The 22,816-nt window shown below is 54.1% G+C and carries 23 protein-coding genes; 7 read left to right on the forward strand and 16 right to left on the reverse strand.

Annotation, left to right across the window (positions count from 1 at the left end; translation table 11 throughout):
• Window positions 1-17: 17 nt before the first annotated feature.
• The 9 genes from KIH26_RS03515 to KIH26_RS03555 form a co-directional block, all read right to left on the reverse strand.
• A complete protein-coding gene (locus KIH26_RS03515) occupies window positions 18-425 on the reverse strand; it encodes a VOC family protein (RefSeq protein ID WP_213442488.1) in 408 nt (135 codons plus the stop codon).
• Complete coding sequence (locus tag KIH26_RS03520; protein WP_213442490.1) at window positions 422-1,018, reverse strand: hypothetical protein; 597 nt, start codon at window positions 1,016-1,018, stop codon at window positions 422-424. Before KIH26_RS03520 ends, KIH26_RS03515 begins: the two co-directional genes overlap by 4 nt.
• A 100-nt stretch (window positions 1,019-1,118) precedes the next feature.
• On the reverse strand, window positions 1,119-2,156 hold the full coding sequence (locus tag KIH26_RS03525) for an inorganic phosphate transporter (RefSeq protein ID WP_213442492.1): 1,038 nt from the start codon (window positions 2,154-2,156) through the stop codon (window positions 1,119-1,121).
• A gap of 26 nt (window positions 2,157-2,182) precedes the next feature.
• On the reverse strand, window positions 2,183-2,830 hold the full coding sequence (locus KIH26_RS03530; RefSeq protein WP_213442494.1) for a DUF47 domain-containing protein: 648 nt from the start codon (window positions 2,828-2,830) through the stop codon (window positions 2,183-2,185).
• Between the two features lie 316 nt (window positions 2,831-3,146).
• On the reverse strand, window positions 3,147-4,580 hold the full coding sequence (locus tag KIH26_RS03535; protein ID WP_213442495.1) for an aldehyde dehydrogenase family protein: 1,434 nt from the start codon (window positions 4,578-4,580) through the stop codon (window positions 3,147-3,149).
• Between the two features lie 52 nt (window positions 4,581-4,632).
• Window positions 4,633-5,823 (reverse strand): helix-turn-helix transcriptional regulator, encoded by a 1,191-nt coding sequence (locus tag KIH26_RS03540; protein ID WP_213442497.1) that lies wholly within the window; start codon window positions 5,821-5,823, stop codon window positions 4,633-4,635.
• Window positions 5,824-5,947: 124 nt separating this feature from the next.
• The gene (locus KIH26_RS03545; protein ID WP_213442499.1) at window positions 5,948-6,532 is read right to left on the reverse strand and encodes a GNAT family N-acetyltransferase; all 585 of its coding nucleotides are present in this window, start codon (window positions 6,530-6,532) and stop codon (window positions 5,948-5,950) included.
• A 156-nt stretch (window positions 6,533-6,688) separates the two neighbouring features.
• Window positions 6,689-7,636 (reverse strand): hypothetical protein, encoded by a 948-nt coding sequence (locus KIH26_RS03550; RefSeq protein WP_213442501.1) that lies wholly within the window; start codon window positions 7,634-7,636, stop codon window positions 6,689-6,691.
• A 350-nt stretch (window positions 7,637-7,986) separates the two neighbouring features.
• Entirely contained in the window at window positions 7,987-8,829 is an 843-nt protein-coding gene (locus KIH26_RS03555) for an AAA family ATPase (RefSeq protein ID WP_213442503.1), read from the reverse strand.
• 100 nt (window positions 8,830-8,929) lie between these two features.
• Between KIH26_RS03555 and KIH26_RS03560 the strand changes: the two genes are divergently transcribed.
• From KIH26_RS03560 to KIH26_RS03585, 6 genes are all read left to right on the forward strand, one after another.
• Window positions 8,930-9,595, forward strand: a complete 666-nt coding sequence (locus tag KIH26_RS03560) for a c-type cytochrome (protein WP_213442505.1) — start codon at window positions 8,930-8,932, stop codon at window positions 9,593-9,595.
• A gap of 110 nt (window positions 9,596-9,705) precedes the next feature.
• Window positions 9,706-10,320, forward strand: coding sequence for a nucleotide-binding protein (locus tag KIH26_RS03565; protein ID WP_213442507.1), 615 nt, complete (start codon window positions 9,706-9,708; stop codon window positions 10,318-10,320).
• Window positions 10,321-10,334: 14 nt separating this feature from the next.
• Window positions 10,335-10,811 (forward strand): MaoC family dehydratase, encoded by a 477-nt coding sequence (locus KIH26_RS03570; RefSeq protein ID WP_213442509.1) that lies wholly within the window; start codon window positions 10,335-10,337, stop codon window positions 10,809-10,811.
• 615 nt (window positions 10,812-11,426) lie between these two features.
• Window positions 11,427-11,693: a type B 50S ribosomal protein L31 gene (locus tag KIH26_RS03575; RefSeq protein WP_213442511.1), complete on the forward strand. Its 267-nt coding sequence runs from the start codon at window positions 11,427-11,429 to the stop codon at window positions 11,691-11,693.
• 78 nt (window positions 11,694-11,771) lie between these two features.
• Window positions 11,772-13,490 carry a hypothetical protein gene (locus KIH26_RS03580; RefSeq protein WP_213442513.1) on the forward strand — a complete coding sequence of 573 codons (1,719 nt, stop codon included), beginning with the start codon at window positions 11,772-11,774 and terminating at the stop codon, window positions 13,488-13,490.
• Window positions 13,487-14,848 carry an MATE family efflux transporter gene (locus KIH26_RS03585; RefSeq protein ID WP_213442515.1) on the forward strand — a complete coding sequence of 454 codons (1,362 nt, stop codon included), beginning with the start codon at window positions 13,487-13,489 and terminating at the stop codon, window positions 14,846-14,848. Before KIH26_RS03580 ends, KIH26_RS03585 begins: the two co-directional genes overlap by 4 nt.
• Here the strand turns inward: KIH26_RS03585 and phoR are convergent.
• The 7 genes from phoR to pstS all read right to left on the reverse strand — a co-directional run bounded on the left by phoR (window position 14,832) and on the right by pstS (window position 21,421).
• Complete coding sequence (gene phoR / locus KIH26_RS03590) at window positions 14,832-16,190, reverse strand: phosphate regulon sensor histidine kinase PhoR (protein ID WP_213442517.1); 1,359 nt, start codon at window positions 16,188-16,190, stop codon at window positions 14,832-14,834. The two genes, KIH26_RS03585 and phoR, sit on opposite strands and share 17 nt — an antisense overlap.
• A 13-nt stretch (window positions 16,191-16,203) precedes the next feature.
• Window positions 16,204-16,905 (reverse strand): phosphate regulon transcriptional regulator PhoB, encoded by a 702-nt coding sequence (gene phoB, locus KIH26_RS03595; protein ID WP_213442519.1) that lies wholly within the window; start codon window positions 16,903-16,905, stop codon window positions 16,204-16,206.
• Window positions 16,906-16,916: 11 nt separating this feature from the next.
• Window positions 16,917-17,618, reverse strand: a complete 702-nt coding sequence (gene phoU, locus KIH26_RS03600; protein WP_213442521.1) for a phosphate signaling complex protein PhoU — start codon at window positions 17,616-17,618, stop codon at window positions 16,917-16,919.
• Window positions 17,619-17,656: 38 nt separating this feature from the next.
• Window positions 17,657-18,442, reverse strand: coding sequence for a phosphate ABC transporter ATP-binding protein PstB (pstB, locus tag KIH26_RS03605; protein ID WP_213442523.1), 786 nt, complete (start codon window positions 18,440-18,442; stop codon window positions 17,657-17,659).
• Between the two features lie 12 nt (window positions 18,443-18,454).
• Window positions 18,455-19,336, reverse strand: a complete 882-nt coding sequence (gene pstA / locus KIH26_RS03610; RefSeq protein ID WP_213444642.1) for a phosphate ABC transporter permease PstA — start codon at window positions 19,334-19,336, stop codon at window positions 18,455-18,457.
• An 8-nt stretch (window positions 19,337-19,344) separates the two neighbouring features.
• The gene (gene pstC / locus KIH26_RS03615; protein ID WP_213442525.1) at window positions 19,345-20,301 is read right to left on the reverse strand and encodes a phosphate ABC transporter permease PstC; all 957 of its coding nucleotides are present in this window, start codon (window positions 20,299-20,301) and stop codon (window positions 19,345-19,347) included.
• A 79-nt stretch (window positions 20,302-20,380) separates the two neighbouring features.
• A complete protein-coding gene (pstS, locus tag KIH26_RS03620) occupies window positions 20,381-21,421 on the reverse strand; it encodes a phosphate ABC transporter substrate-binding protein PstS (RefSeq protein WP_213442527.1) in 1,041 nt (346 codons plus the stop codon).
• Between the two features lie 267 nt (window positions 21,422-21,688).
• Here pstS and KIH26_RS03625 point away from each other — a divergent pair, with 267 nt between their 5' ends.
• Window positions 21,689-22,810 carry an ABC transporter substrate-binding protein gene (locus KIH26_RS03625; RefSeq protein WP_213442528.1) on the forward strand — a complete coding sequence of 374 codons (1,122 nt, stop codon included), beginning with the start codon at window positions 21,689-21,691 and terminating at the stop codon, window positions 22,808-22,810.
• Window positions 22,811-22,816: the final 6 nt, after the last annotated feature.

Raw genomic sequence — 22,816 nt, forward strand, 5'->3', positions numbered from 1 at the left:
TTTCAAGCAACCCGAATTTATACCGGGCTTTTCATTTGTACCAAATCCCACAGGTTGCCATACAGATCCTTGAAAACAGCAACTGTTCCGTAGCTGGCTTCCAATGGCTCGCGAACGAATTCAATCCCGCGCTCTTGCATCTGGCGGTAATCGCGCCAGAAATCATCCGTTTGAAGAAAGAGGAATACTCGCCCGCCAGCTTGGTCGCCTATGAAAGGCTCTTGCACATCCTTGGATGCGCGTGCCAGCAACAAGTTGCAGCCACCTGGCGGCATGCCTGGTGGTGCAACAAGCACCCAGCGCTTGTCTTGCTCGGCTTGGTAAGTGTCTTCGACCAGGGTGAAATTGAGCTTTTGCGTGTAGAACGCAATCGCTTCATCATAGTCGCGCACAAGCAGTGCAATGTGCATCAAAGATTGTTTCATAGCTGATTCTCCAGCAATGCTTTGACCGCCGCGATATCGCCGCGTGGCCGGCGGCCTTTGCTGTCTGATTGCAAAGCACCACGAATATCGTCATGGTCGTAGATCATGAGATGCACGCCCACGGTTTCATTGAGTGGTGTGCAAAGGCTATGGATGCTCAGTGCGCTCACGGTTTCGCCATGGAAGCCTGTCACTTCCCGTGCTTCGTAGCGGGCGTTGTGATTGATGAGGGCGATTTCGGGGGATTTCGGATCGTCGCAAAACAGGCCGATGTAAATGTCTGAGAGGCGCGTTGCAGTGCCATGCCAAACTGCGCCACTCAAGTGCGGGCGAAACTGCTGCAGTCGCTCCATCCACGTCAACGCGAGTTCACGCAGCGCTTGGAGCTCGAAGGGCTGCGTGTCTGCGCAAAAGATCTGAATGTATTCGCGCACAGCATCTTCCAGAGCATCGTTATCTGGCAAGGCGGTGCGCGCAGGCAAGCCGAGTTGTTTCACTGCTCTGCGTTTGGCTTGTCCATACTCCAAGCCTTCCTCCACCACCAAACGTGAAGCGGTGTTGAGCAGCTCTTCTAAGATGTGATCAGAGTGCATTTTTAAGATAAAAATGGCAGTTTGCCGGCGTAGAATCTGCGCAAGCAGCTATTATTTTTATAGCGTATATCGAGTCAAATGCTTGATGATACGCCAAGCTTCAAAACAACTGCAAGCTGATCCAGTAAGCCACTGCGGCGACAAATGCACTCGCAGGAATCGTGAAAATCCAGGCCCAGACGATGCCGCCCGCAACGCCCCAGCGCACGCCGCTGGCGCGCTCCACTGAGCCCACGCCCACGATCGCGCCCGTGATGGTGTGCGTGGTGGAGACTGGGATGCCCAAGGCTGTGGCGGTAAACAGCGTCATCGCGCCGCCCGTCTCGGCACAGAAGCCACCCACGGGTTTGAGCTTGGTGATTTTTTGTCCCATCGTTTTCACAATTCGCCAGCCGCCAAACATGGTGCCCAGGCCAATCGTGATGTAGCAGGCGATCACCACCCAGCCGGGCAGATAATTTTTATCGGCCTTCATCCATTCAGGCAGGCCTTGCACACCTGAGGCTGTGGCGGCCATCAGCAGCAGCCAGATGATGCCAGCGGTTTTTTGCGCATCGTTGCCGCCATGGCCCAGGCTGTAGGCGGCTGCAGAAGCGAGTTGCAAACGGCGAAACCAGCGGTCTGTCTGGCTGGGCGTGCGTTTACGGCAGACCCAAGCCACGATCACCATCATCAGTGATCCCAGCAAGAAGCCCATCAGCGGCGAGACGAGAATGAAGGCGACGATTTTCAAGATGCCTGCACCAATCAGCACACCCGTGCCAGCCTTGGCAATGGCCGCGCCCACAATGCCGCCGATCAACGCATGTGATGAGCTGCTCGGGATGCCATACCACCAAGTAATGATGTTCCAGGTGATCGCGCCCACCAATGCGCCAAACACCACATGCATATCCACAATGCCCGGCATCACCACGCCTTTGCCAATGGTGGCGGCCACGCTGAGTGCAAAAATAAAATAAGCCACAAAGTTAAAAAACGCGGCAAATAACACAGCCTGCAGCGGCTTCAAAACGCCAGTAGAGACGACGGTGGCAATCGAGTTGGCGGCATCGTGAAAGCCGTTCATGAAGTCAAACGCCAATGCAAGCAGCACCAGCATGAAGACCACCCACAGCGCGGTAGGCACTTGTTCCATTCTGAAATCCTCTTTGAATTGAGGTTTTAAGAATTCTCGAGGACAACGCCCTCGATCAAATTGGCCACATCTTCGCAGCGGTCCGTGATCGTCTCCAGCAGCTCGTAAATCGCCTTGAGCTTGAGCACCTCGCGCACATCGGGCTCTTCGCGAAAGAGTTTGCTCATCGCTGAGCGCATCACGCGGTCAGCATCGGATTCGAGGCGGTCAATCTCTTCGCAGGTCTTCAGAGCTGCTTCTGCGGTATCGTTATCGGAGAGCTTATTGAGCAAGCCTACTGCGCTCTTCAAGCGCTCGCAGCATTTCACGCTCAGGTCTGTGAGGCGTTTGATCTCATCCGTCATGGCGCGTACGTCATACAAGGCCATGGTCTCTGCCGAATCCTGAATCAAATCCGCTACATCGTCCATCGTGTTGATGAGCTTGTGAATCTGCTCGCGATCAATCGGCGTGATGAAGGTCTTGTGCAGCATCTTGTTCACGTCGTGCGTGATGCGATCCGCTGCGCGCTCGGCGCTGTCTACCTCGGCGTTGTATTTTTCGCGCAGGATTGGATCGCTGTAATTGGCGACGAGTTGTTCAAATGCTTTGGCTGCCTCGACGATGCGATCAGCATGCTGATCAAACATCTCAAAAAAATTGCCTTCGCGGGGGAGCAGTTTGCCGAAAAACATGGGTACAACCTCAAAAATGTTATGTGACGGTTTTATGACAGTCATTGTACCGGGGTGATTCAGCGTCAACGCCTTGCTGCTGCTTTGACTTTCATGCGATGGACCCGTGCGCAGCACAGGTTCGCATCTGAATCGCGCACCTGCGCTGACCCGCACGTGGCGCAGGTGCAGCTCATCTCACCCTAAATTTTAAGCAAAAGTGGCCGATTGACGGCGTACATACTGCGCAAAGTGCTATGAAAATTATAGTAAAAGGCAGTGCAGCTATCGCACATGAAAACTGGTGAGTGGATCGCGCCCTACCGTGGATTCATACCTAGCCGTGGCGCACAGCCACAGTTTTTAGTTGCGTGAATCCATACAAGGCCTCGAAACCCTTCTCGCGTCCGTAGCCCGAGGATTTCACGCCGCCAAAGGGCAGCTCTACGCCGCCGCCTGCGCCATAGTTGTTGATGAAGACTTGGCCTGCTTGGATGCGTTTGGCTAGGCGCAGTTGGCGCGCGCCGTCGCGCGTCCACAGGCCTGCGACGAGGCCGAATTTTGTGGCGTTGGCGATGCGGATCGCTTCGTCTTCGTCTTTGAATTTCATCGCGCAGAGCACAGGGCCGAAGATTTCTTCTTGCGCCAAGCGATGATGCACAGGCACATCGCGCAGCAGAGTAGGGGCTTGGTAGTAGCCGCTCTCGGGCGCAACATCTACAACTTTGCCTTGCGCCACCATGGGAATGCCAGCCACTTGCGCATCAGACAGAAAATCCCACACGCGCTGCTGCTGGCTTTGCCTAATCAGTGGGCCCAAATCCAAATCCATCGCAGGCGGGCCAGCGCGCAAGTTTTCAAAGGCTGTGCCTAAGCGATCCAGCAGCTTGTCGTAGATCAGTTCATCGACCAAAAGCCGCGAGCCAGCCGAGCAAGTTTGCCCCGCGTTTTGCACGATGGCGTTGATGATCACGGGAATCGCTGCATCCAAATCCGCATCGGCAAACACAATCTGCGGGCTCTTGCCGCCGAGCTCCAGCGTCACCGGGCAATGCCGCTCTGCTGCCACTTGCTGAATTAAAGTGCCCACGCGCGGGCTGCCGGTGAAGCTGATGTGGTCGATACCGGGGTGCTTTGCTATCGCATCACCCACCTCGTGGCCATAGCCCGTGATGATGTTGATCGCACCTGCCGGAAAGCCTACATCCGCAGCCAATTGAGCGACGCGCAGCAGAGAAAGGCAAGCATCTTCCGAAGGCTTCACAACGCAGACATTGCCCGCAGCCAGAGCCCCGCCCACGCTGCGACCAAAAATCTGCATCGGGTAGTTCCAGGGAATGATGTTGCCCACCACCCCAAAAGCCTCACGCCAGGTGAACACCGCAAAACCGTTTTGATACGGAATCGTCTCGCCCATCAGCTTATCGGCTGCACCTGCATAAAACTCAAAATAACGCGAGAGCGCCGCAGCATCGGCTTTGGCCTGCTTCACAGGCTTGCCGCAATCGCGCTGCTCAATCGCCGCCAACTCATCCGCATGCTCGGCCACTTTCATCGAGAGCTTCATGAGCAAGCGCCCGCGCTCAGCAGCCGTGATGTGTTGCCATACGTTTTCATAGCAAGCGCGTGCGGCTCGCACGGCAGCATCCACATCTTGCGCCGTGCCGCGCGCGATCTGCTCATAAACCTCGCCCGTTGCCGGATCGGTCGTGGGCAATGTTTGGCCGCTGGAGGCGGGGGTGTTTTGGTTGTTGATGTAGTGGTGTTGCATGGTGAGCAAATTGTAGGACGAGCCGCCCCATCTCACATACCAGCCAAACTGCTCAGCGTAATTGCACAGCCCGAGATGCGTTTGCGGCTACGGGCGGTGTGAGAGCAGCGGCCAGTGCCATCAGTTGCGTTTGTTTGTGCGTCTTGGTTTTCGCAAGCAAATGCCGCGTGTGCGTGACGACTGTGCTTTCACTCAGGTGCAGAGTTTTGGCGATCTCTTTGGCGCTCAGGCCTTGCGCTAAATGCTGGAAGACACGAATCTCCGCTGGGGTGAGGGCATAGAGGGTGGCCAGCAAGGATTCGGTCACGGGCGTGGCTGTGTCGCGTGAGCAGAGGAAAATTGCCACAGCAGCCTGGGTGAAGCCGCTGCGAATATCACTCACCTGCAAGGGCAGCACATAGGCGATCAAAGGCGTTTGCCCAGGTGCTTGAAGCGTGATACCAATGCCGCGATGCCCAAGCGTTGCATCGCCAAGAGCCGCCATCTCAATGGCTTGCTGCAGCGATTGGATGTGTTGCACATGCGTGGAAGCGGAGCTTGCTGCAGCGTTCTCATTCGCTCGCAAATGACCATTCACCAGTTCAAGCGTCTCGGCTTTCTCAAGCAAGGCATCGGCTGCAGCGTTGATCTGATGCACTTTGCCAAACCGATCCGTGAGGATCACGGGGCTGGACAGCACATCAATCAAATGACGGTAGCTTTGCTGTGTATTGCTTTGGGTATTGAGCAGATCGCCAATCATGGCCGCTCGGCGGAAATGCGGCGCGAGAAGTTGCATGAACCGATGCTCTTCGGGTTGCACCAAATCGCGCGATGCGCTGGTGATCGCTGCTGCAATACCAATACGATCACCCGTTTGCGCGAATTTACACACCGAGGAATCTCGCAAGCCTTGTGGCTGCACCCACTCGCGATAGAAACGGCTGGTTTGGAATTCACGTTCGTCAAACATATCCATCGACGAACCCGGCGTATCCAATGATCCTTGTATGAGCTGAGTCAAACCGGGCACATCAAGAGCGAAATCCTGGTTGAGTCGTTGCAGTTGGGCGGCATCCCAAGGCGAATGTGCAACGGCAATGGCTTGCTGAAAGTCTGGCGTAGAAAGCGTGAGGCTCACGTAGGCGGCATCCATCGTGTCAGCCACTCGTGCAAGCGTCTTCGCCCATTCCTGAGGCTGCAATGCGCAATCGTAAATGTCCGAGATCAGAGAGGAAATCAGCTCAGGAGTCAGGTACTTCATTGATAGGCTGTTGTTTTGATCCCTTGAATGAAACCACAATTAGCCCGAAGTCTTAGCAAATCGCCTTCAAATCGCGATCCCAGTGTTGAACCGGCGCGACATTATTGCTACTTAACTAGATGACTTAGCGTGGTTTGTTGAGCTGATAAATCAATTGAGCTTTGGCCTCAGGCCATTCACCTGCCGTCATGCTGTACATCACGGTATCGCGAATCGTGCCATCGCGGCGCAGGGCGTGGCCGCGAATGATGCCGTCTTTGCGTGCACCCAAGCGCTCAATCGCCGCTTGGCTTTTAAAGTTGAAGTTGTCAGTGCGCCAGCCCACGGTGCGGCATTGCAGAGTTTCAAACGCATGCGTCATCATCAGCAGTTTGCAGGTGCTGTTCACATGCGTACGCTGCAAGCTCTGCGCATACCAGGTGTAGCCAATCTCCACGCGACGCAAGGCTGGCACGATGTCGTGATAGCTGCTCGAGCCCAGCACTTTGCCTGATGCTTCATCAATCACGGCAAAGGCAAAACGGTCTGCCATTTTGTGTGCTGTCTCGATGTAGGTGCGCACGTTTTCTGGCTCGGGCACGGAGGTGATACGCAGCTTCCAAAGCTCGCCATCTTTGGCCGCTTCGCGCAAGCCTTCTTCGTGGGAGAGCGCAATCGGCTCCATACGAATACCGCGGTCTGAGAGGGTTACGGGTTGAACAAATGACATACGGTTTCCTGTCTTTTAAGAAGAGAAGGCGACTACTCAATCAATATTAAATTCATAGCACTCTGCGCATATTCTATGCCGGCGATAGGCGGATTATCCTTAAATATTTGCTTTCTAGAGGCTAGTGATGCATCACTAGCGCCCGTGGAGCGCGAGTTAGGTTTCTGTGCGATAGCGTAGAAAGAGCTCTTTAGCATTCAAGTGTCCTTCGATGGCTTCTAGCAGCTTTGCGAAATCGTCCTCAGATCCAGTTCGTGAGTGCATATTCTCGCTAGAGCTTGCGTATAAAGCTGGGAGGGATGGCATACCTGAAGTCATCCGGTTGTCTAGGCTAGCGTTGTACCTCGCCCCGAGGTCGTCCCCAGTGATTCTTAACGACAGAGGCAACTTCAAGCAAATCTTCATGTAGTGCTCTAGAAATGTACGTGCGTGATAGAAGGCTGCTGGAATGTCATTTTCTGACGCAGCGCTTTTGGCATCGCGGATTATTGGCTGCAGCTCTTTCGGGATAACTTTGGGCGCATCGATTGGAAGCCGCTTTGACCTGCCAGCCAGTGTTAAGCGCAGACCTTCCCGATTGATGAGAGCGGTGGTGTGGCACTGCTTGCAGTTGACGCACTGATAAGTTAGACAGAAGAGCTGCTGCGTCTTCAAGCCGATCTTTGGGTAGGCATCAGTAAGGCCATCCCACCACATCGCAGTAACGCTAGAGAAGCTGTGTTCATCTTTGCAGTGATCGCAGTAGAGTTTCAACGGTGGTAGACCGAACGCAAGCTTAAGCCCGTCGCTAGGCGTACCGAGCGGTGAGTCACCAACACCGCAGAAGAACTCAGCTCGCTGTCGATTCTCTTTAGCAACATCTAGGCTAACCGGAACCCAAGGTCGTTTTGAGAACTCAGCAGTCAACGCCTCGAATGAGTTGAGCTTCTGAGCGTTGAGGTGATTGTGAAGGTATTCAAGATCTAGTTCGACCTTTTGGTATAGCCCCTTCTTGGTCAAGAGCAAACTAAGTGCGCGTCCGATGGCTTCTTGAACCAGAAGCTCCGCCTCAGGTGACTCAGGACGTCCAACATGTGTTCCTACGAGATCAGGTGTTCGCGGCATAAATACTTTCAAATTCTTTGCGTTATCTTAGCCGTCGGCTGCAATCACTGTAATGAACGATCGCCTCAACCTGTGCTCCAGCCAAGCCGCAGGGCGTGGTGGGCGTGATAGGAATGGGCGGTGCGGCCATTCGCGCTCGCTACCGAGAATGCATGCTACCAAGGTGTTAATGCAAACCATCTCAGCAAACCAACAAAACCTCTGCGCGAGGTGCTAGCCGACCATTGCTATCGCGGCCACCATGCCAGCGTACAAAACTCAGCACGAAACGGCAAGCAAGCAAATACTATTAAATCAATAGCACTCTGCGCAGATTCTATGCTGGCGAACTGCCGAAATCGATTAAAAAATCAACGCCCACGCTGGTTCATAAACACCAGTTTTTCAAACAACGTCACGTCCTGCTCATTCTTCAGCAGCGCGCCCACCAGCGGCGGCACAGCGATTTTGTCGTCTTTGCTGTGCAGGGCATCGAGCGGGATGTCTTCAGCCACCAGAAGTTTGATCCAATCAAGCAGTTCGCTCGTTGATGGTTTTTTCTTGATGCCGGGCAGGTTGCGCACGTCGTAGAAAGTTTTCATCGCCGCGCCGAGCAGCTCTTTTTTCAGGCCGGGGAAATGCACATCCACGATTTGCTGCATGGTGGCGGCTTCGGGGAATTTGATGTAGTGGAAGAAGCAGCGGCGCAAGAAGGCATCGGGCAGCTCTTTTTCGTTGTTCGATGTAATGAAGACCAGCGGGCGATTTTTTGCTTTGATCAGCTCGCGCGTCTCGTAGCAATAAAACTCCATGCGATCAATCTCGCGGAGCAAATCGTTGGGGAATTCAATGTCAGCTTTGTCGATTTCGTCGATCAGCAGCGCCACAGGCTCGTCCGCCGTGAAAGCTTGCCAGAGCACGCCTTTGACGATGTAATTGTGAATATCCTTCACGCGCTCATCGCCCAGCTGCGAATCACGCAAGCGGCTCACGGCATCGTATTCATACAGGCCTTGCTGCGCCTTGGTGGTCGATTTCACATGCCATTGCAGCAAAGGCATTTTGAGAGCTGAGGCCACTTCCTCGGCCAGCATGGTTTTGCCAGTGCCGGGCTCGCCTTTGATGAGCAAGGGGCGCTTCAGGGTCATGGCAGCGTTCACAGCCAGCATCAGGTCAGGGGTGGCGACGTAGCCTTGGGAGCCTTGGAATTTCATGGTTCGATAAGTCAGTGGAGGTTTTTAGCGGGTGAGCCCACAGCTATAATGCGGGGTTGTTTGACGATGTGCTCAAACGTACCTCCATTCTGTACGCAAAATGAACAAGTTCCTTGCCGCCGCTCTCGCCATTTTTGTCTCCTCTGTGACCCTCGTCGCCGCAGCCCAAGAAGTCAAAGGCGATGTCAAAGCCGGCCAAAGCAAAGCTGCCATGTGTATCGGTTGCCACGGCATCGTAGGCTACCAAGCCAGCTTCCCTGAGATTTATAAAGCGCCGATGATCTCAGGCCAAGGCGCGAAATACATCAGCAACGCTCTCGCTGCTTACCAAAAAGGTGAGCGTAAGCACCCCACGATGGTGGGCATTGCAGCGTCTCTGTCTGAGCAAGACATGGCAGATCTGGCCGCTTATTACGCACAACACGGCGTGGTCGCTGGCGCGACTCTGCCTGAGAAAGCTGCCAAAGAGCCATCAGCCGCTGTGGCTGCATTGCTGACCAAAGGCGCATGTATTTCTTGCCACGGCGCAAATTTTGCCAAGCCGATTGATCCCAGCTACCCCAAAATTGCTGGCCAGCATGCCGATTATTTGACCGTGGCGCTCAAGGCCTACAAGACTGAAGGCAACGCGAAAGTTGGCCGTTCTAACGGTGTGATGGCGGGTATTGCTAAACAGTATTCCAATGCAGAATTGAAGGCCATGGCTCAATACATCAGCAGCCTGCCTGGTGATTTGAAGACCGTGCCTCAAGCCAAATTCCGCTGAAATTCTGCGGGTTTGCCAGGTATCAGTCAGAGATGAGCCACCTTTGGGTGGCTCTTGTTTTTGGGTAACATGTGTCTTTGAATGCTCTTTCAGCTTTCAAGGAGAACAAGATGCCCGTGATCGTCGTCGCCAATCCCAAGGGCGGGGTTGGTAAAACCACTCTTTCCACCAATATCGCCGGCTATTTCGCCTCCAAAGGCCATGCCGTGATGCTGGGCGATGCGGATCGCCAGCAATCCTCCAAGCTTTGGCTTGGGCTTCGCCCCACTGCTGCGCGCCCTATCCAAAGCTGGGATGTGAGTGATGGTGTGGCCAAGCCACCCAAGGGCGTGACGCATGTGGTGCTGGATACGCCGGGCGGCCTGCATGGCGGCAATTTCAAAGATGCGATGAAAGTGGCTCATAAAGTGATCGTGCCACTTCAGCCCAGCGTGTTTGATATTTTTGCCACGCGTGCTTTTCTTGATCAGCTGGCTCAGCACAGCAAAGCCAGCCAATTGCAAGTTGGTATCGTGGGCATGCGCGTGGATTCACGCACGATTGCAGCGGAGAAACTTCAAGAATTTGTCGGCAGCTTAGGGCTCCCAGTGCTCGGCTTTCTGCGAGACACGCAAAACTATATTCACCTCGCTGCGCGCGGCCTCACGCTCTGGGATGTTGCGCCCAGCCGCGTGGAGAAAGACGTGGAGCAATGGCAGGCTTTGACGGCGTTTTTGGATAAATAAGCGGAATTTTTGGTATGGCACGTTTTCAAACCCTTGCGCAAGTGGTAGCGCTGGTTGGCCAAGAAGTGGCCGTGAGCGAGTGGACGCTGATCACGCAAGAGCAGGTGCAAAAATTTGCCGAAGCCACAGGTGATTTTCAGTGGATTCATGTGGACGTAGAGCGCGCTAAAGCCGGGCCTTTTGGCGCGCCGATTGCGCATGGTTTCCTCACGCTGTCTTTGATTGCGAAGTTTTTTGATGAAACCTTGCAGATCGACGAACCCAGCATGGGCGTGAACTACGGCCTCAACAAAGTCCGCTTCATGGCTCCCGTGCCCGTGGGCAGCCGCTTGCGGGCGCGCTTGAAGCTCTTGGCTACCGAGCCTGTGGGCGGGCCGGGCGGGTCAACTGGGGTGCAGATGACCTGGGAAGTGAAGATCGAGCGAGAGGGCTCGGATAAGCCGGTTTGCGTAGCGGAGAGTTTGGCTCGGCGGTATCCTGTTTCTGCTTGATTTTTGGGCTTTCTGGTGGTTTGACGCGACCCGCTCGCCTGCCCCGTGACGTGCCCGAAAAAGCCGAGGACTGGCTTTTTCAGCGTGCTGTGCTTGGTTTCCCGAGCTGCCATCATTTGTGGCAATGATTACATGGTTGGCCGCGCCCGACCGAGCCAGTCTTCGTTTTTTCAGACCCATCACGGAGCGGGTATGGTTGATTGGTGCGTCGTTGCTTACTATTGATTAAATAGCACCCTGCGCAGTATTTATGCCGGCAATCTATCTCTTTTGCTTTAAATTTCTTCCAAAAAGACGTAACGACGCGCCCACATGCGCATTAGCGCCGGAGCAGGATGCTTCGCACGGATGGCTTCTCGGTCGGGCGCGGCAAACCATGCAATCATCGCTACAAAAGACCTGTAGCTCGTAGTATCCCGCTCAGAATGCCAAAAAGAAGACAGGCCGGGCGAAGTGTCACGCGCAGGCGTAGGTACTCAGGCAAGACAGCAACGGAAACAAACCAATAGGTTATAATCAAAGGCTTTGCTGCTGGTAAGTACGCATTCTGCTGTTAAAGCGCATCCATGGCTGGATGCCCAGAACTGCGCGGCTGCCCACCTGATGAGGTTCCCCATGAAAGAAGGCATTCACCCTAACTACCGAGAAGTTTGCTTCTTGGATCTGTCCAACAACGCTAAATTCGTGATCCGCTCCTGCGTGAACGCGAAAGAGATGATCAAGATGGACGACGGCAAAGAGATGCCACTGTACAAGCTCGATACCTCCAGCGAATCGCATCCTTTCTACACCGGAACACAAAAATCCGTGGATAACATGGGTGGCCGCGTGGAGAAATTCCGCAACAAGTTTGCGCGCACCACACCGGCTGCGAAGAAGTAATTCACCGCTGGCGAACAGTTCTAAAAACTGTTCACAATACGAAGGCAGACTGGGTAACCAGCCTGCCTTTTTCATTGCATGACATCTTTACCTGCATCAACCCCTGCCACCACACCTGCGATCGTGACGCAGGAGGCGGTGCGCCGCTTGCCGAGATGGGCCTTGCTCGTTTTGAGCGTGGCTTATGTGTTGGCTGGATTTATCGGGCGTGATCCTTGGAAGAGCGCAGATATCTCAGCCTTTGGCCAGATGAGGGAGTTGGCCTTGGGGCAGAGTGATTGGCTGGCACCTACGTTGTTTGGGCAAGTTCCTCATTTGTCTGGCTTGGTGCCTTATTGGTTGGGTGCTGGCTTTATTCAGATGAATACGCTCTTGGGCTCACCGCTGCCGATGGATGTGGCTGCGCGTGTTCCGTTTGCCTTGCTGCTCGCTCTGACATTGGCCAGCACATGGTACGCAGTCTATTATTTAGCGCGCATGCCGCAAGCGCAGCCTGTGCCTTTTGCGTTCGGGGGTGAGGCCGATCCTGTGAGTTATGCGCGCAGTTTGGCCGATGGCAGCTTGCTGGCGTTGCTCGCTATGCTGGGCTTGGCGCAACTTTCGCATGAGACTACGCCGACTTTGGCTCAATTGGCGTTTTCTGCGCTCTTGTTTTATGCCGTGGCCTCGTCCAGCTTACGTATTTGGGCGCCTGCGATTGCTTTGCTTTTAGCGAGTTTTGGTTTGGCTCTTTCGGGCGTGCCAGCGTTCGGCTTGGCTTTATGTTTGGCAGCAGCTTTGGTGCGCGGTCTTCAAAACGACGAGAAGGCCATCAGATGGGCGAGTGCATTTGCCGTCTGCGGCATGCTGGCTGCTGCACTCGCCAGCAGCCTGGGGCAGTGGCATGCGCATTTGGGTAGCTTGCCTGCAAGTTCTCGCGAGTGGTGGAATTTAGGCAAACTCTGGGTGTGGTTCACATGGCCTGCTTGGCCGCTGGCACTCGTAGCGCTTTGGCGCTGGCGGCGTTGGTGGCGCAGCTTGCATATCGCTTGGCCGGCAGCCGTGCTGGCGGTCATGGTGGTGGCGACCATCGTGCGGCCGGGTGCCGATCGCACTTTGCTCTTGGCCATGCCGGCTTTTGCTTGCTTGGCAGCCATGGCTTTGCCGACTTTGCATCGCAGTGTGAGCGCGCTGGTCGATTGGTTCACGATTTTGTTTTTTGCTGGCTGCGGTGTGGTGATTTGGGTGATTTATCTGGCCATGCATCTGGGTGTTCCAGCCAAGCCTGCAGCCAATGTGCGCCGCTTGTTGCCCGGCTTCGAGCCGAGCTTTTCTTCCATCGCTTTGGTAGCCGCTTTGGTGGCCACCGTCGGTTGGATCGCTGTGATCGTATGGCGCACAGGGCGGCATCGCTCTGCGCTTTGGAAATCTCTGGTGATTCCGGCGAGTGGCGCAGTCACATGCTGGATTTTGCTCACGAGCTTGTGGATGCCTATGCTTGATTACGCGCGCAGCTATGCGCCGATGATCGCGCGTGTGCAACTGCATGTGGGTAAGGCATCCTGTGTACATGGCGTATCTCTCACACACGCTCAAGCGACAGCGCTGCAGTTTCATGGCCGCTACGCAGTGATACCCTTGGCAGCAGATCAGCCAAGTATGCAAGGCTGCGATTGGATGATTGTGGAGGCAGACCGATTGAAGCAGACGAATTTTGTATTGCCCAGTGGTTGGCTGCAAACGCATAGCGTGCGTCGCCGTTCGTCCACCGACTCTGAGACGCTTTTGATCTACAAGCGAGTGGGCTCTCAAACGTGAGCCAAACCAGTGCATCTACGCGCCAAGAACTTGGCGTGATCGCCCAGCATGCCAAAGTGATTGGCGTGGGGCAACTGGCGACCATGGCCTATGGCGTGACGGATGCTGTGGTGGCTGGCCGCTATTCTGATGAAGCATTGGCTACGCTGGCTGTTGCATCCAGTATTTTCATCAGCATTTATGTAGGGCTGATGAGTGTGATGCAGGCTCTGATGCCGATTTACTCGGAGTTGAACGGCGCGAAGAAGCCTTTGGAGCTGGGTAAGGCGTTTCGTCAATCCTTGTATTTGGGGCTGGCGCTGATGCTGTTTGGCATGGCCGTGATGATGCAATCGGGCATCTTTTTAGAAATGTTTGGTGTACCCGAGAAGCTGCGCCCCGGCGCGGTGCAGTATTTGAGTATTCTGGGTTGGGCGTTAATTCCCACGCTGGGCTTTCGCATGTTTGGCGCGCTTAACCAATCGCTGGGTGCGCCGCGCATCGTGATGCAAATTCAAATTGCTGCGTTGGCATTCAAAATTCCGCTCACGGTCTGGTTTGTGTTTGGCGGCTTGGGTCTGCCAGCGATGGGCGTGGTGGGCTGCGCTTGGGCGAGTTTCGCTGTGAACTGCTTGACGCTGATCGCCGCAGGCATCACCTTGCATAAGAGTTCACTGTACAAACCTTTGGCTTTGTTTGCACAATTTGAGTCACCGAATTGGAAGAGACTCAAAACCTATATGGCGCTTGGCGTGCCTGCAGGTTTGGCGAGTTTTGTGGAAGTCACATCGTATGCCTTGATGGGCTTACTCGTGGCGCGCATGGGCGTGATTGCGACAGCTTCGCATCAGATTGCGGCGAGTGTGGCTGCTGTGCTCTTCATGATGCCGCTTTCGCTCTCGATTGCCAGTAGCGCGCGCGTTTCGTATTGGATGGGCGCTGGTAACCCTGCACTGGCTGGCGCGCTTGCGCGCTCTGCGCTCAAACTCACAGTGGGCGTGGCCTTATGCGCAAGTAGTGTGATGGCTTTGCTGGCAGTGCCGATTGCGAATTTGTATTCCAGCAGTCCTGAAGTGGCTAAGCTGGGCGCGAGCTTGCTGCTTTTTGTGGCTTTGTATCACGTCGCAGATGCATGGCAGACGATTGGCTGCTTTTTGCTGCGTTGCTGGCGTATCACGGTGATGCCATTGATCGTCTATGGCTTGACGCTATGGGGTTTGGGTCTGGGTGGTGGATTTGTGTTGGCCTACCAAGGCTTGAATGGCATTGCAGCATGGCAGCAACCAGCTGCTTTTTGGCTTATGGGTTTTGTGGCGCTTTGCTTGGCAGCCAGTGCTTTTCAGTGGCGTATTTGGCAGCTGACTAAGCCGCCAACCTGAGCTCTGTCATCAACACACGATTGGCCGGAAGCGTGAATGCAAAGCGTGAGCCTTTGCCCAGCTCTGAACTGATGCGCAATTCGCCGCCATGGCGCTGCACCACATGTTTGACGATAGATAGCCCCAAGCCTGTGCCGCCGCTCTCGCGTGAACGGCTTCGATCGACCCGATAAAAACGCTCGGTCAAACGCGGCAGGTGTTCAGGTGCAATACCCGCGCCCGTGTCTTGGACCGCAAACTCAACACGGTCATCCGGTAAGAGCCGCAAACTCACCTCCACTGCGCCACCGGGGGGCGTGTAGCGCAAGGCGTTTTGCACAAGATTGCTGCTGGCACTGAGCAATTCGGTACTGTCGCCAAGCAAATCTAAATGCTGTACTGTGCAATCGAAGTGCAGGCGGTGTGTACCATGGCCCGGCAGATCCATTACTTGCATCATGGCGCGCGCATCGCGCTCGAGCTGTGACATCAGCTGGCTTACAGGTAGGCGCGCTTCATAGCTGGGCGCAGGGCTGGCCTCCAGGCGTGAGAGTGTGAGCAAATCGCTCACCAAGCTTTGCATACGCTGGCTTTGCTCTTGCATCAAACTTAAATACCGACTGCGCTGCGCTTCATCGAGGGGTAGGTTTTGCAAGGTTTCCACGAAACCAGACAGTACCGTGAGGGGTGTGCGAATTTCATGCGACACATTGGCTACGAAATCTCGGCGCTGCGCTTCGGCTAATTCCAGTGCGGTGATATCGCGCACCAACATCAAAAGCTTGGAGACGTTACCTTGTACGTTCGAGCCGTAGCGGTGCAATTGAGCCGACAGGCGTTTAGGGTGCTGCGCTGTGCTGCTTGCAGTTTCAAACACCACGTCGTGTGAGTAATCGCCCGCCTGCAAATACTCCGAGAATTCCGGCGCGCGTACCAGATTTGTGATGTGTTGCAAGACATCGCGTTGGGCATCAATCTCAAGAAGCTGAGCGCCGGTTTGATTGGACCACTCAATACGAGTTTGTGCGTCCAGCAGCAACACCCCATTGGGCGAGGCTTGAATCGCAGATAGAAAATCTTGCAAGCGCTGATCGCTTTGCCTCAGTTGCTGTTCGCTTAAACGCAAAAGATGACGTACACGTTGCGTGAGTAGCCCCCATGAGCCTTGGGATTCTTGCAGTGGCAGACCCGCTTGCGCATTGCGCAACTGCTGATCAAACTGCCGCATGCGCCAGCTGTCCCAAACCAACCACAGCAGCACACCTAGCAAACCACCCCAAACCGCGTTTTGTAAAGAAAAAAGGGCTATAGCCGGCAAGAAACCTGCGCAGAATGCTATTAAAAGTGTAGTAATGCGATTCATCGCCTACCCATGCTTAGGTGGTCTGTGAAACTGCTTGTGCTGTGATTCTATAGCCAGCGCCACGAACTGTGTCAATCATGCTGCCCGCACCTTGTAGTGCTTCGCGCAAACGTTTGATGTGTACATCAACAGTTCGCTCTTCAATGAAAACATGATCGCCCCAAACTTTATCCAAGAGCTGCGCCCGGCTGTGAACGCGCTCAGGATGAGCCATCAAGTAGCGTAGCAGTTTGAATTCTGTAGGTCCCACTTTCAGCTCAGCACCAGAGAAACTCACGCGATGCGTCGCGCTGTCTAGCTCAAGCGAGGCAATGCTCAGCGACTGTGCTGTTTGCTCAGGTGCGCGGCGGCGCAAAATCGCACGGATGCGTGCCATCAGCTCCTGCGTGGAAAAAGGCTTGGTGATGTAGTCGTCTGCGCCGGCATCAAGTCCTTGTATCTTGTCTGTTTCCTCAGAGCGAGCTGTGAGCAGCAAAATAGGGACTTGCCTTGTGCGCTCGGCTTTGCGCCATTGGCGCGCCAATGCGATACCGCTGGCACCTGGTAGCATCCAATCGAGTAAAACGATGTCGGGCAGCACAGCATCCAATTCTCTTTGAGCTTGCTCGCCATCCATACAGACAACAGGCTCAAAGCCGTTGTGCCGAAGATTGATCGCCAGCAACTCACTGATGGCGGGTTCGTCTTCAACGATCAGGGCTCGAAGGCGTTTCATACAGCTTCCTATCAGCGAAGTGCAGACTCGATCTCATCGATCGATGTATGGCGAACATCGGTGCCTTCCACGATATAAATGATGGATTCAGCAATATTTTTGGCGTGGTCGCCAATGCGTTCAAGCGCTTTTGCTACAAACAAGAGATCCAACGATGGCGATATCGTGCGTGGATCTTCCATCATGTAAGTCACCAATTTACGAATGAAGCCGTTGAACTCGCGGTCAATTGCATCGTCTTCTTTCAAAATGGCCAGTGCAATCGAAGTATCAAGCCGTGCAAAGCCATCGAGTGATTTACGCAGGAGTCCACTGGCCAATTCAAGTGCGACGCGCAGCTCACTGGAGGGAAGGGAGCGCATGGCGCCGCTGGCAATCATGCTCTTGACCATGCGCGCAATCTTTTGCGCTTCATCGCCGATACGCTCCAAGTTGGCGGTGACACGAGCAATCGCCATCAGAAGTCGCAGATCACGTGCGGTAGGCTGACGACGGCCAATGATCGAAGTCAAATCATGGTCGATTTGGACTTCCATCGAATTCACACGTTGCTCTGCAGCGATCACGCGGTCAGAAGCTTCTGCGCTGAAGTTGGTGAGCGCCTCAATCGCGCCGCGCATTTGTGATTCGACCAAGCCACCCATTTCCATGAGGCGACTGGAGACCGCGTTGAGATCAGAATCAAATTGTGTAGAGAGGTGTTTGTCTGCCATGGTGTGCCTTGAGTTGAGAGGTGCGATGCAGGTGCTGTTTAACCGAAACGACCTGTGATGTAGTCTTCGGTTTCTTTACGAGCAGGTTTGAAGAACATGCTTTCTGTATCACCAAATTCCATCAGATCGCCGAGATACATATACGCGGTGTAGTCGCTGCAACGCGCAGCCTGCTGCATGTTGTGCGTCACGATCACCACGGTGTATTCACTTTTCAATTCAGTGATCAGTTCTTCGATCTTGGCAGTAGAGATGGGATCCAATGCAGAGCAGGGCTCATCGAGCAAGAGCACTTGAGGCAATACCGCGATACCACGCGCAATGCACAGACGCTGTTGTTGACCACCGGAAAGACTGGCGCCGCTTTGGTTGAGCTTGTCTTTCACTTCGCCCCAGAGCGCCGCCTTGCGCAGTGCCCATTCCACGCGGTCATCCATCTCTGAGCTGCTCATGTTTTCAAACAGCTTCACACCGAAAGAAATGTTGTCATAGATTGACATGGGAAAAGGCGTGGGCTTTTGGAAAACCATGCCGACCTTAGCGCGGATGAGTGCGACATCTTGCTTGGAAGTGAGCAGATTTTCGCCGTCGAGCACGATTTCGCCAGTCGCACGTTGCTCGGGATAAAGCTCAAACATACGGTTCATCGTGCGCAGCAAGGTAGATTTGCCACAGCCTGAGGGGCCGATGAATGCGGTCACCTTTTTTTCTGGAATCGTGAGGTTGATATTTTTCAGCGCGTGAAATTTACCGTAGTAGAAGTTCAGATCACGCACAGTGAGTTTGGCGGGCTCTGTAGGCAAACGAGGTTTGGTGTTTTCCATGGTGGTATGGGTTTATTTTTGACGGGTGAGAACACGAGCGAGAATATTCAGTGCAAGGACAGCAACTGTGATGATCAGCACGCCAGCCCAGGCCAGTTTTTGCCAATTTTCATAAGGGCTCATGGCGAATTTAAAGATCGTCACAGGTAGACTTGCCATTGGCTCGCGCAGGTCGTTCGTCCAGAATTGATTGGAGAGCGCCGTAAACAGCAATGGAGCGGTCTCGCCCGCAATGCGCGCCACGGCAAGCAAGATGCCAGTGACTACGCCCGCCCGTGCTGCACGCAAGGTGATGCTCATGATAACTTTGTATTTCGGTGTGCCTAAAGCGTAGGCGGCTTCACGCAGACCTGCTGGAATCAAAGCCAGCATGTTTTCAGTGGTGCGGATCACAACCGGAATCACAATCAGCGCCAGTGCCACAATGCCTGCAGCTGCAGAGAAGGATTTGACTTGCGCCACAATCACGGCGTACACAAACAGACCAATCACGATAGAGGGTGCTGAGAGCAAAATATCGTTGACGAAGCGTGTCACGGATGCCAAACGGCTTTTCATGCCGTACTCGGCCAAATACACACCAGCCATGATGCCAATCGGTGTGCCCACCAAAGTGGCGAGCGCCACCATCACGAAAGAGCCATATAACGCATTGGCTAAACCACCCGCATCGTTAGGCGGTGGGGTCATTTCTGTGAATACGGCCAATGAGATACCCGAGAGCCCGAGGCGCAAGGTTTCCCACAAAATCCAGGCCAACCAAAACAAGCCGAAGCTCATCGCAGCCAGGGAGAGTGCAAGCGCGATTTGATTGATGAGCTTGCGTTTGGCAAAACGTGAAGCACGTTTTTCTTTGCTCGACGGCACGGGGGCAGCTACTGAGGATGAATTCATCACGGCGCTCATGACTTTGCTCCTTCACCCTTGCGCAATTGCGAGAGCAAAAGCTTGGACAGGGAAAGCACGACAAAGGTGATGAAGAACAGCACCAAACCCAAATACATCAGTGAAGCCTGATGCAGGCCTTGAGCTGCTTCGGCAAACTCATTGGCCAAGGCTGAGGTGATACTGTTGGCGGGCTCAAATAGGGAGAGCGAATCAAGTTGATTCATGTTGCCGATCAAAAAAGTAACGGCCATGGTCTCGCCCAGAGCGCGTCCAAGGCCGAGCATGATGCCGCCGATGACACCTGCTTTGGTGTAGGGCAGCACCACATTCCACATCACTTCCCAAGTGGTCGAGCCCAAACCGTAAGCAGATTCTTTGAGCAAGGTAGGCGTGACTTCAAACACATCACGCATCACAGAAGCAATAAACGGAATGATCATGATCGCTAGCACAATGCCAGCGGAGAGGAGGCCGATGCCTACGGGTGGGCCTGCCACCAAAACTTCTAAATAGGGCACGCCTTTGAGCAATTTCTGCAAAGGCTGCTGAATATATTCGGCAAGAATAGGACCAAAAACCAGCAAACCCCACATGCCATAAACGATAGAGGGCACGGCTGCTAGCAGCTCGATGGCTGTGCCCAAAGGACGCTTCAGCCATGCAGGCGAGAGCTCGGTTAAAAATAATGCGATACCAAAACTTACCGGTACTGCTATCACCAGAGCGATGATTGAAGTGGCCAGCGTGCCGTAAATCATCACCAAACCGCCATACTTGTCTTGCACCGGATCCCACTGGGCGCTGGTTAAAAAGCCTAAACCATTAGCCGCTATAGAAGGCCAAGCACCGATGATGAGCGAAATGATGATGCCGATCAACAAGGCCAATGTGATGACTGCAGCGCCTCGGGCACCCCAGCCAAAGAGCCGATCAATGGTTCGGGATCCTGATGCGCTGACTGTTGTGGCCATATTTCTTGCTCTGTTTGAGGATGTTTTAAGCACTTAGCCGGCACAGAATCTGCGCCGGCTGCTATCTAATTCATAGTAATTATTTGAAGGCCACTGGCTTCCCAGAGGCATCCTTGATGTCGCCCCATGCCTTGCGAATGGCTGCTTTTGAGCTGTCAGGCATAGGAACGTAATCCAATCCGGCCGCAGTTGCATCGCCCTGCATCATGGCCCAGTCAAAGAACTTGAGTGCCGTAGTTGCATTCTGTGGCTTATCTTGGGTCTTTTGCATCAAGATGAAGGTTGCACCGCTGATAGGCCAAGCGGCAGCACCAGGCTGTTGCGTCAGGATTTGATAGAAGCTTTTGTTCCAATCTGCACCAGCTGCAGCTGCTTTGAACGTGTCGTCATCCGGAGCCACAAATTTCTTGTCAGCGTTCTCCATCAAAGCATAGTTCAGCTTGTTCTGCTTGACGTAGGCATATTCGAGGTAGCCAATCGAGTTTGGCAAACGGCCCACGAATGCAGCAACGCCTTCGTTACCTTTGCCGCCCGCGCCGGTAGGCCAATTCACTGCTGTGCCTTCGCCCACTTTGCTTTTCCACTCGGCGTTGACTTTGGAGAGGTAGTTGGTGAAGATGAAGGTGGTGCCAGAGCCATCAGCGCGGCGCACGGGGGCGATGTCTGCATCAGGCAGATTCACGCTTGGGTTCAGCGCCTTGATCGCAGCGTCATTCCACTTGGTGATTTTGCCCAAGAAGATATCGCCAAGCACTTGGCCATTGAGGCGTAGTTGGCCTGGGCTGATACCCTTCACATTGATCACAGGAACCACGCCACCGATCACAGTGGGAAACTGCACGAGATTCTTAGCCTTGAGTTCTTCGTCTTTCAAAGGCATGTCAGACGCGCCGAAATCCACCGTCTTGGCTTCAATCTGGCGTAGGCCAGCGCCTGAGCCCACGGATTGATAGTTGATTTTCACGCCGGTGGCTTTGTTGTAATCCGCAGCCCATTTGGAATACAGCGGAGCGGGGAAGGAGGCGCCAGCGCCAGTAATTTCCTGTGCGAATGCTACGCCTGCGAAGCTGGCTGACAGAGCGACTGCAGCGAGCAGCGAAGTCTTGAAAGAACGGTTCATGGTGTTTGACCTTGCAAAAAATACCGCCAAGCGGCTAGTGGATGCAAAGAACTTTACGACTTCATTATGACGGTTTGATGACTGTCATTGGAAATTGTTTTGTCATGATTCCGTCATAAAACTTTCATGGCAGGGACACGATCACTCAGTACATTCCCTAGTAACGCTGAGCTGTAGCACTGCAAAAACCCATAAGTCATTGATTTTTATGAGGTTTTACACAGGCAGGCAAGCTGATCTATGGTTTATTTTAGGGAGTTAAACAATATGAATTTACAACGCCGTCAGTTGGTGGGGGTGGGTTTGGCAAGCAGCGCAAGTTTGGCGGCACCCAGCATTTGGGCGCAAGGCATTGCTTCACGCAGCCCGATGGTGGGGCAAATCGCTGACGTATCCAACGCTTACCAAGATATTTCCAAAGACTTCATTATTGGCAGCCGTGCTGCATGGCAAGAGATCAACGCTGCCGGCGGTATTCGCGGCCAGAGGATTCGCCATCAGGTGATTGAGATGGATGGTTCAGTCGCCCAGCGCGATGCATCCTGGCAGCAATTGCGCGACGACGAGAACTGTGTCGCCACATTTGGCACCTGCGCGGATCCTTTGGCCGTGCAAATCACCACAAAAAATAGCAATGAGCGCACCGAACTGGTTCATTCTGCGCCTTGGCTACAAAATTCCGCTGTTGACATTGAGCGCGGCACGTTTCCCATTTTTTCCACGCGCGAACATCAAATCCAGCATGCCTTGCAAAACATGAGCAATGTGGGGATCACCAGCTTGTCCGTGGTCTACCAAAGCGAGCGTGATTTCATGTCCAATACTTTAGACATCCAGCGCATTGCTAAGAACCTGAAATTGACGCTGAAGCAATTGCCCGTACAAGCCGATCTGCTCCAACAGGCGCGACAGATCAGCGCCACACAGGTGCCACTGGTGCTCTTTGTGGGGGGTACGCCTGAGTTGGTGCAGTTCATGCAAGGCTGGAATCGATCCGGCGGTATTCGCTACATCGTGGCACTGGCCGATGTGAACTTGCAAACCGCGCTGCAAATGAGCGGTGGCAAACACGTGCCTGTGATCGGTACGCAAGCTGTGCCGGTCGTGACCTCTTCTGCGCGTATTGCACAGCGCTTTCGCCAAGTCTTAGCCAAGTATTTCGATGAGCCACCCACAGCATTGAGTCTGGCGGGCTATATCTCCGCGCGCTACACCGCACAGGTGATGCAGTCAGCCAAGTCACTCAATCGCTCCGCCGTTTTTGAAGCATTTTCTCGGCGTCAAACCATGGAAGTCGATGGCTTTCGCGTGGAGCTGGAAAACGGCCGTCTGCAAAGCGCGTTCGTGACGCAATCCATGATGAGGATGGATGGTCGCGTGATTGGCTAAAGCCTA

Origin of the sequence: Variovorax sp. PCZ-1 (assembly GCF_018413605.1) — a bacterium.
In the GTDB taxonomy this organism is placed as follows: Bacteria; Pseudomonadota; Gammaproteobacteria; order Burkholderiales; family Burkholderiaceae_C; genus JANMDU01.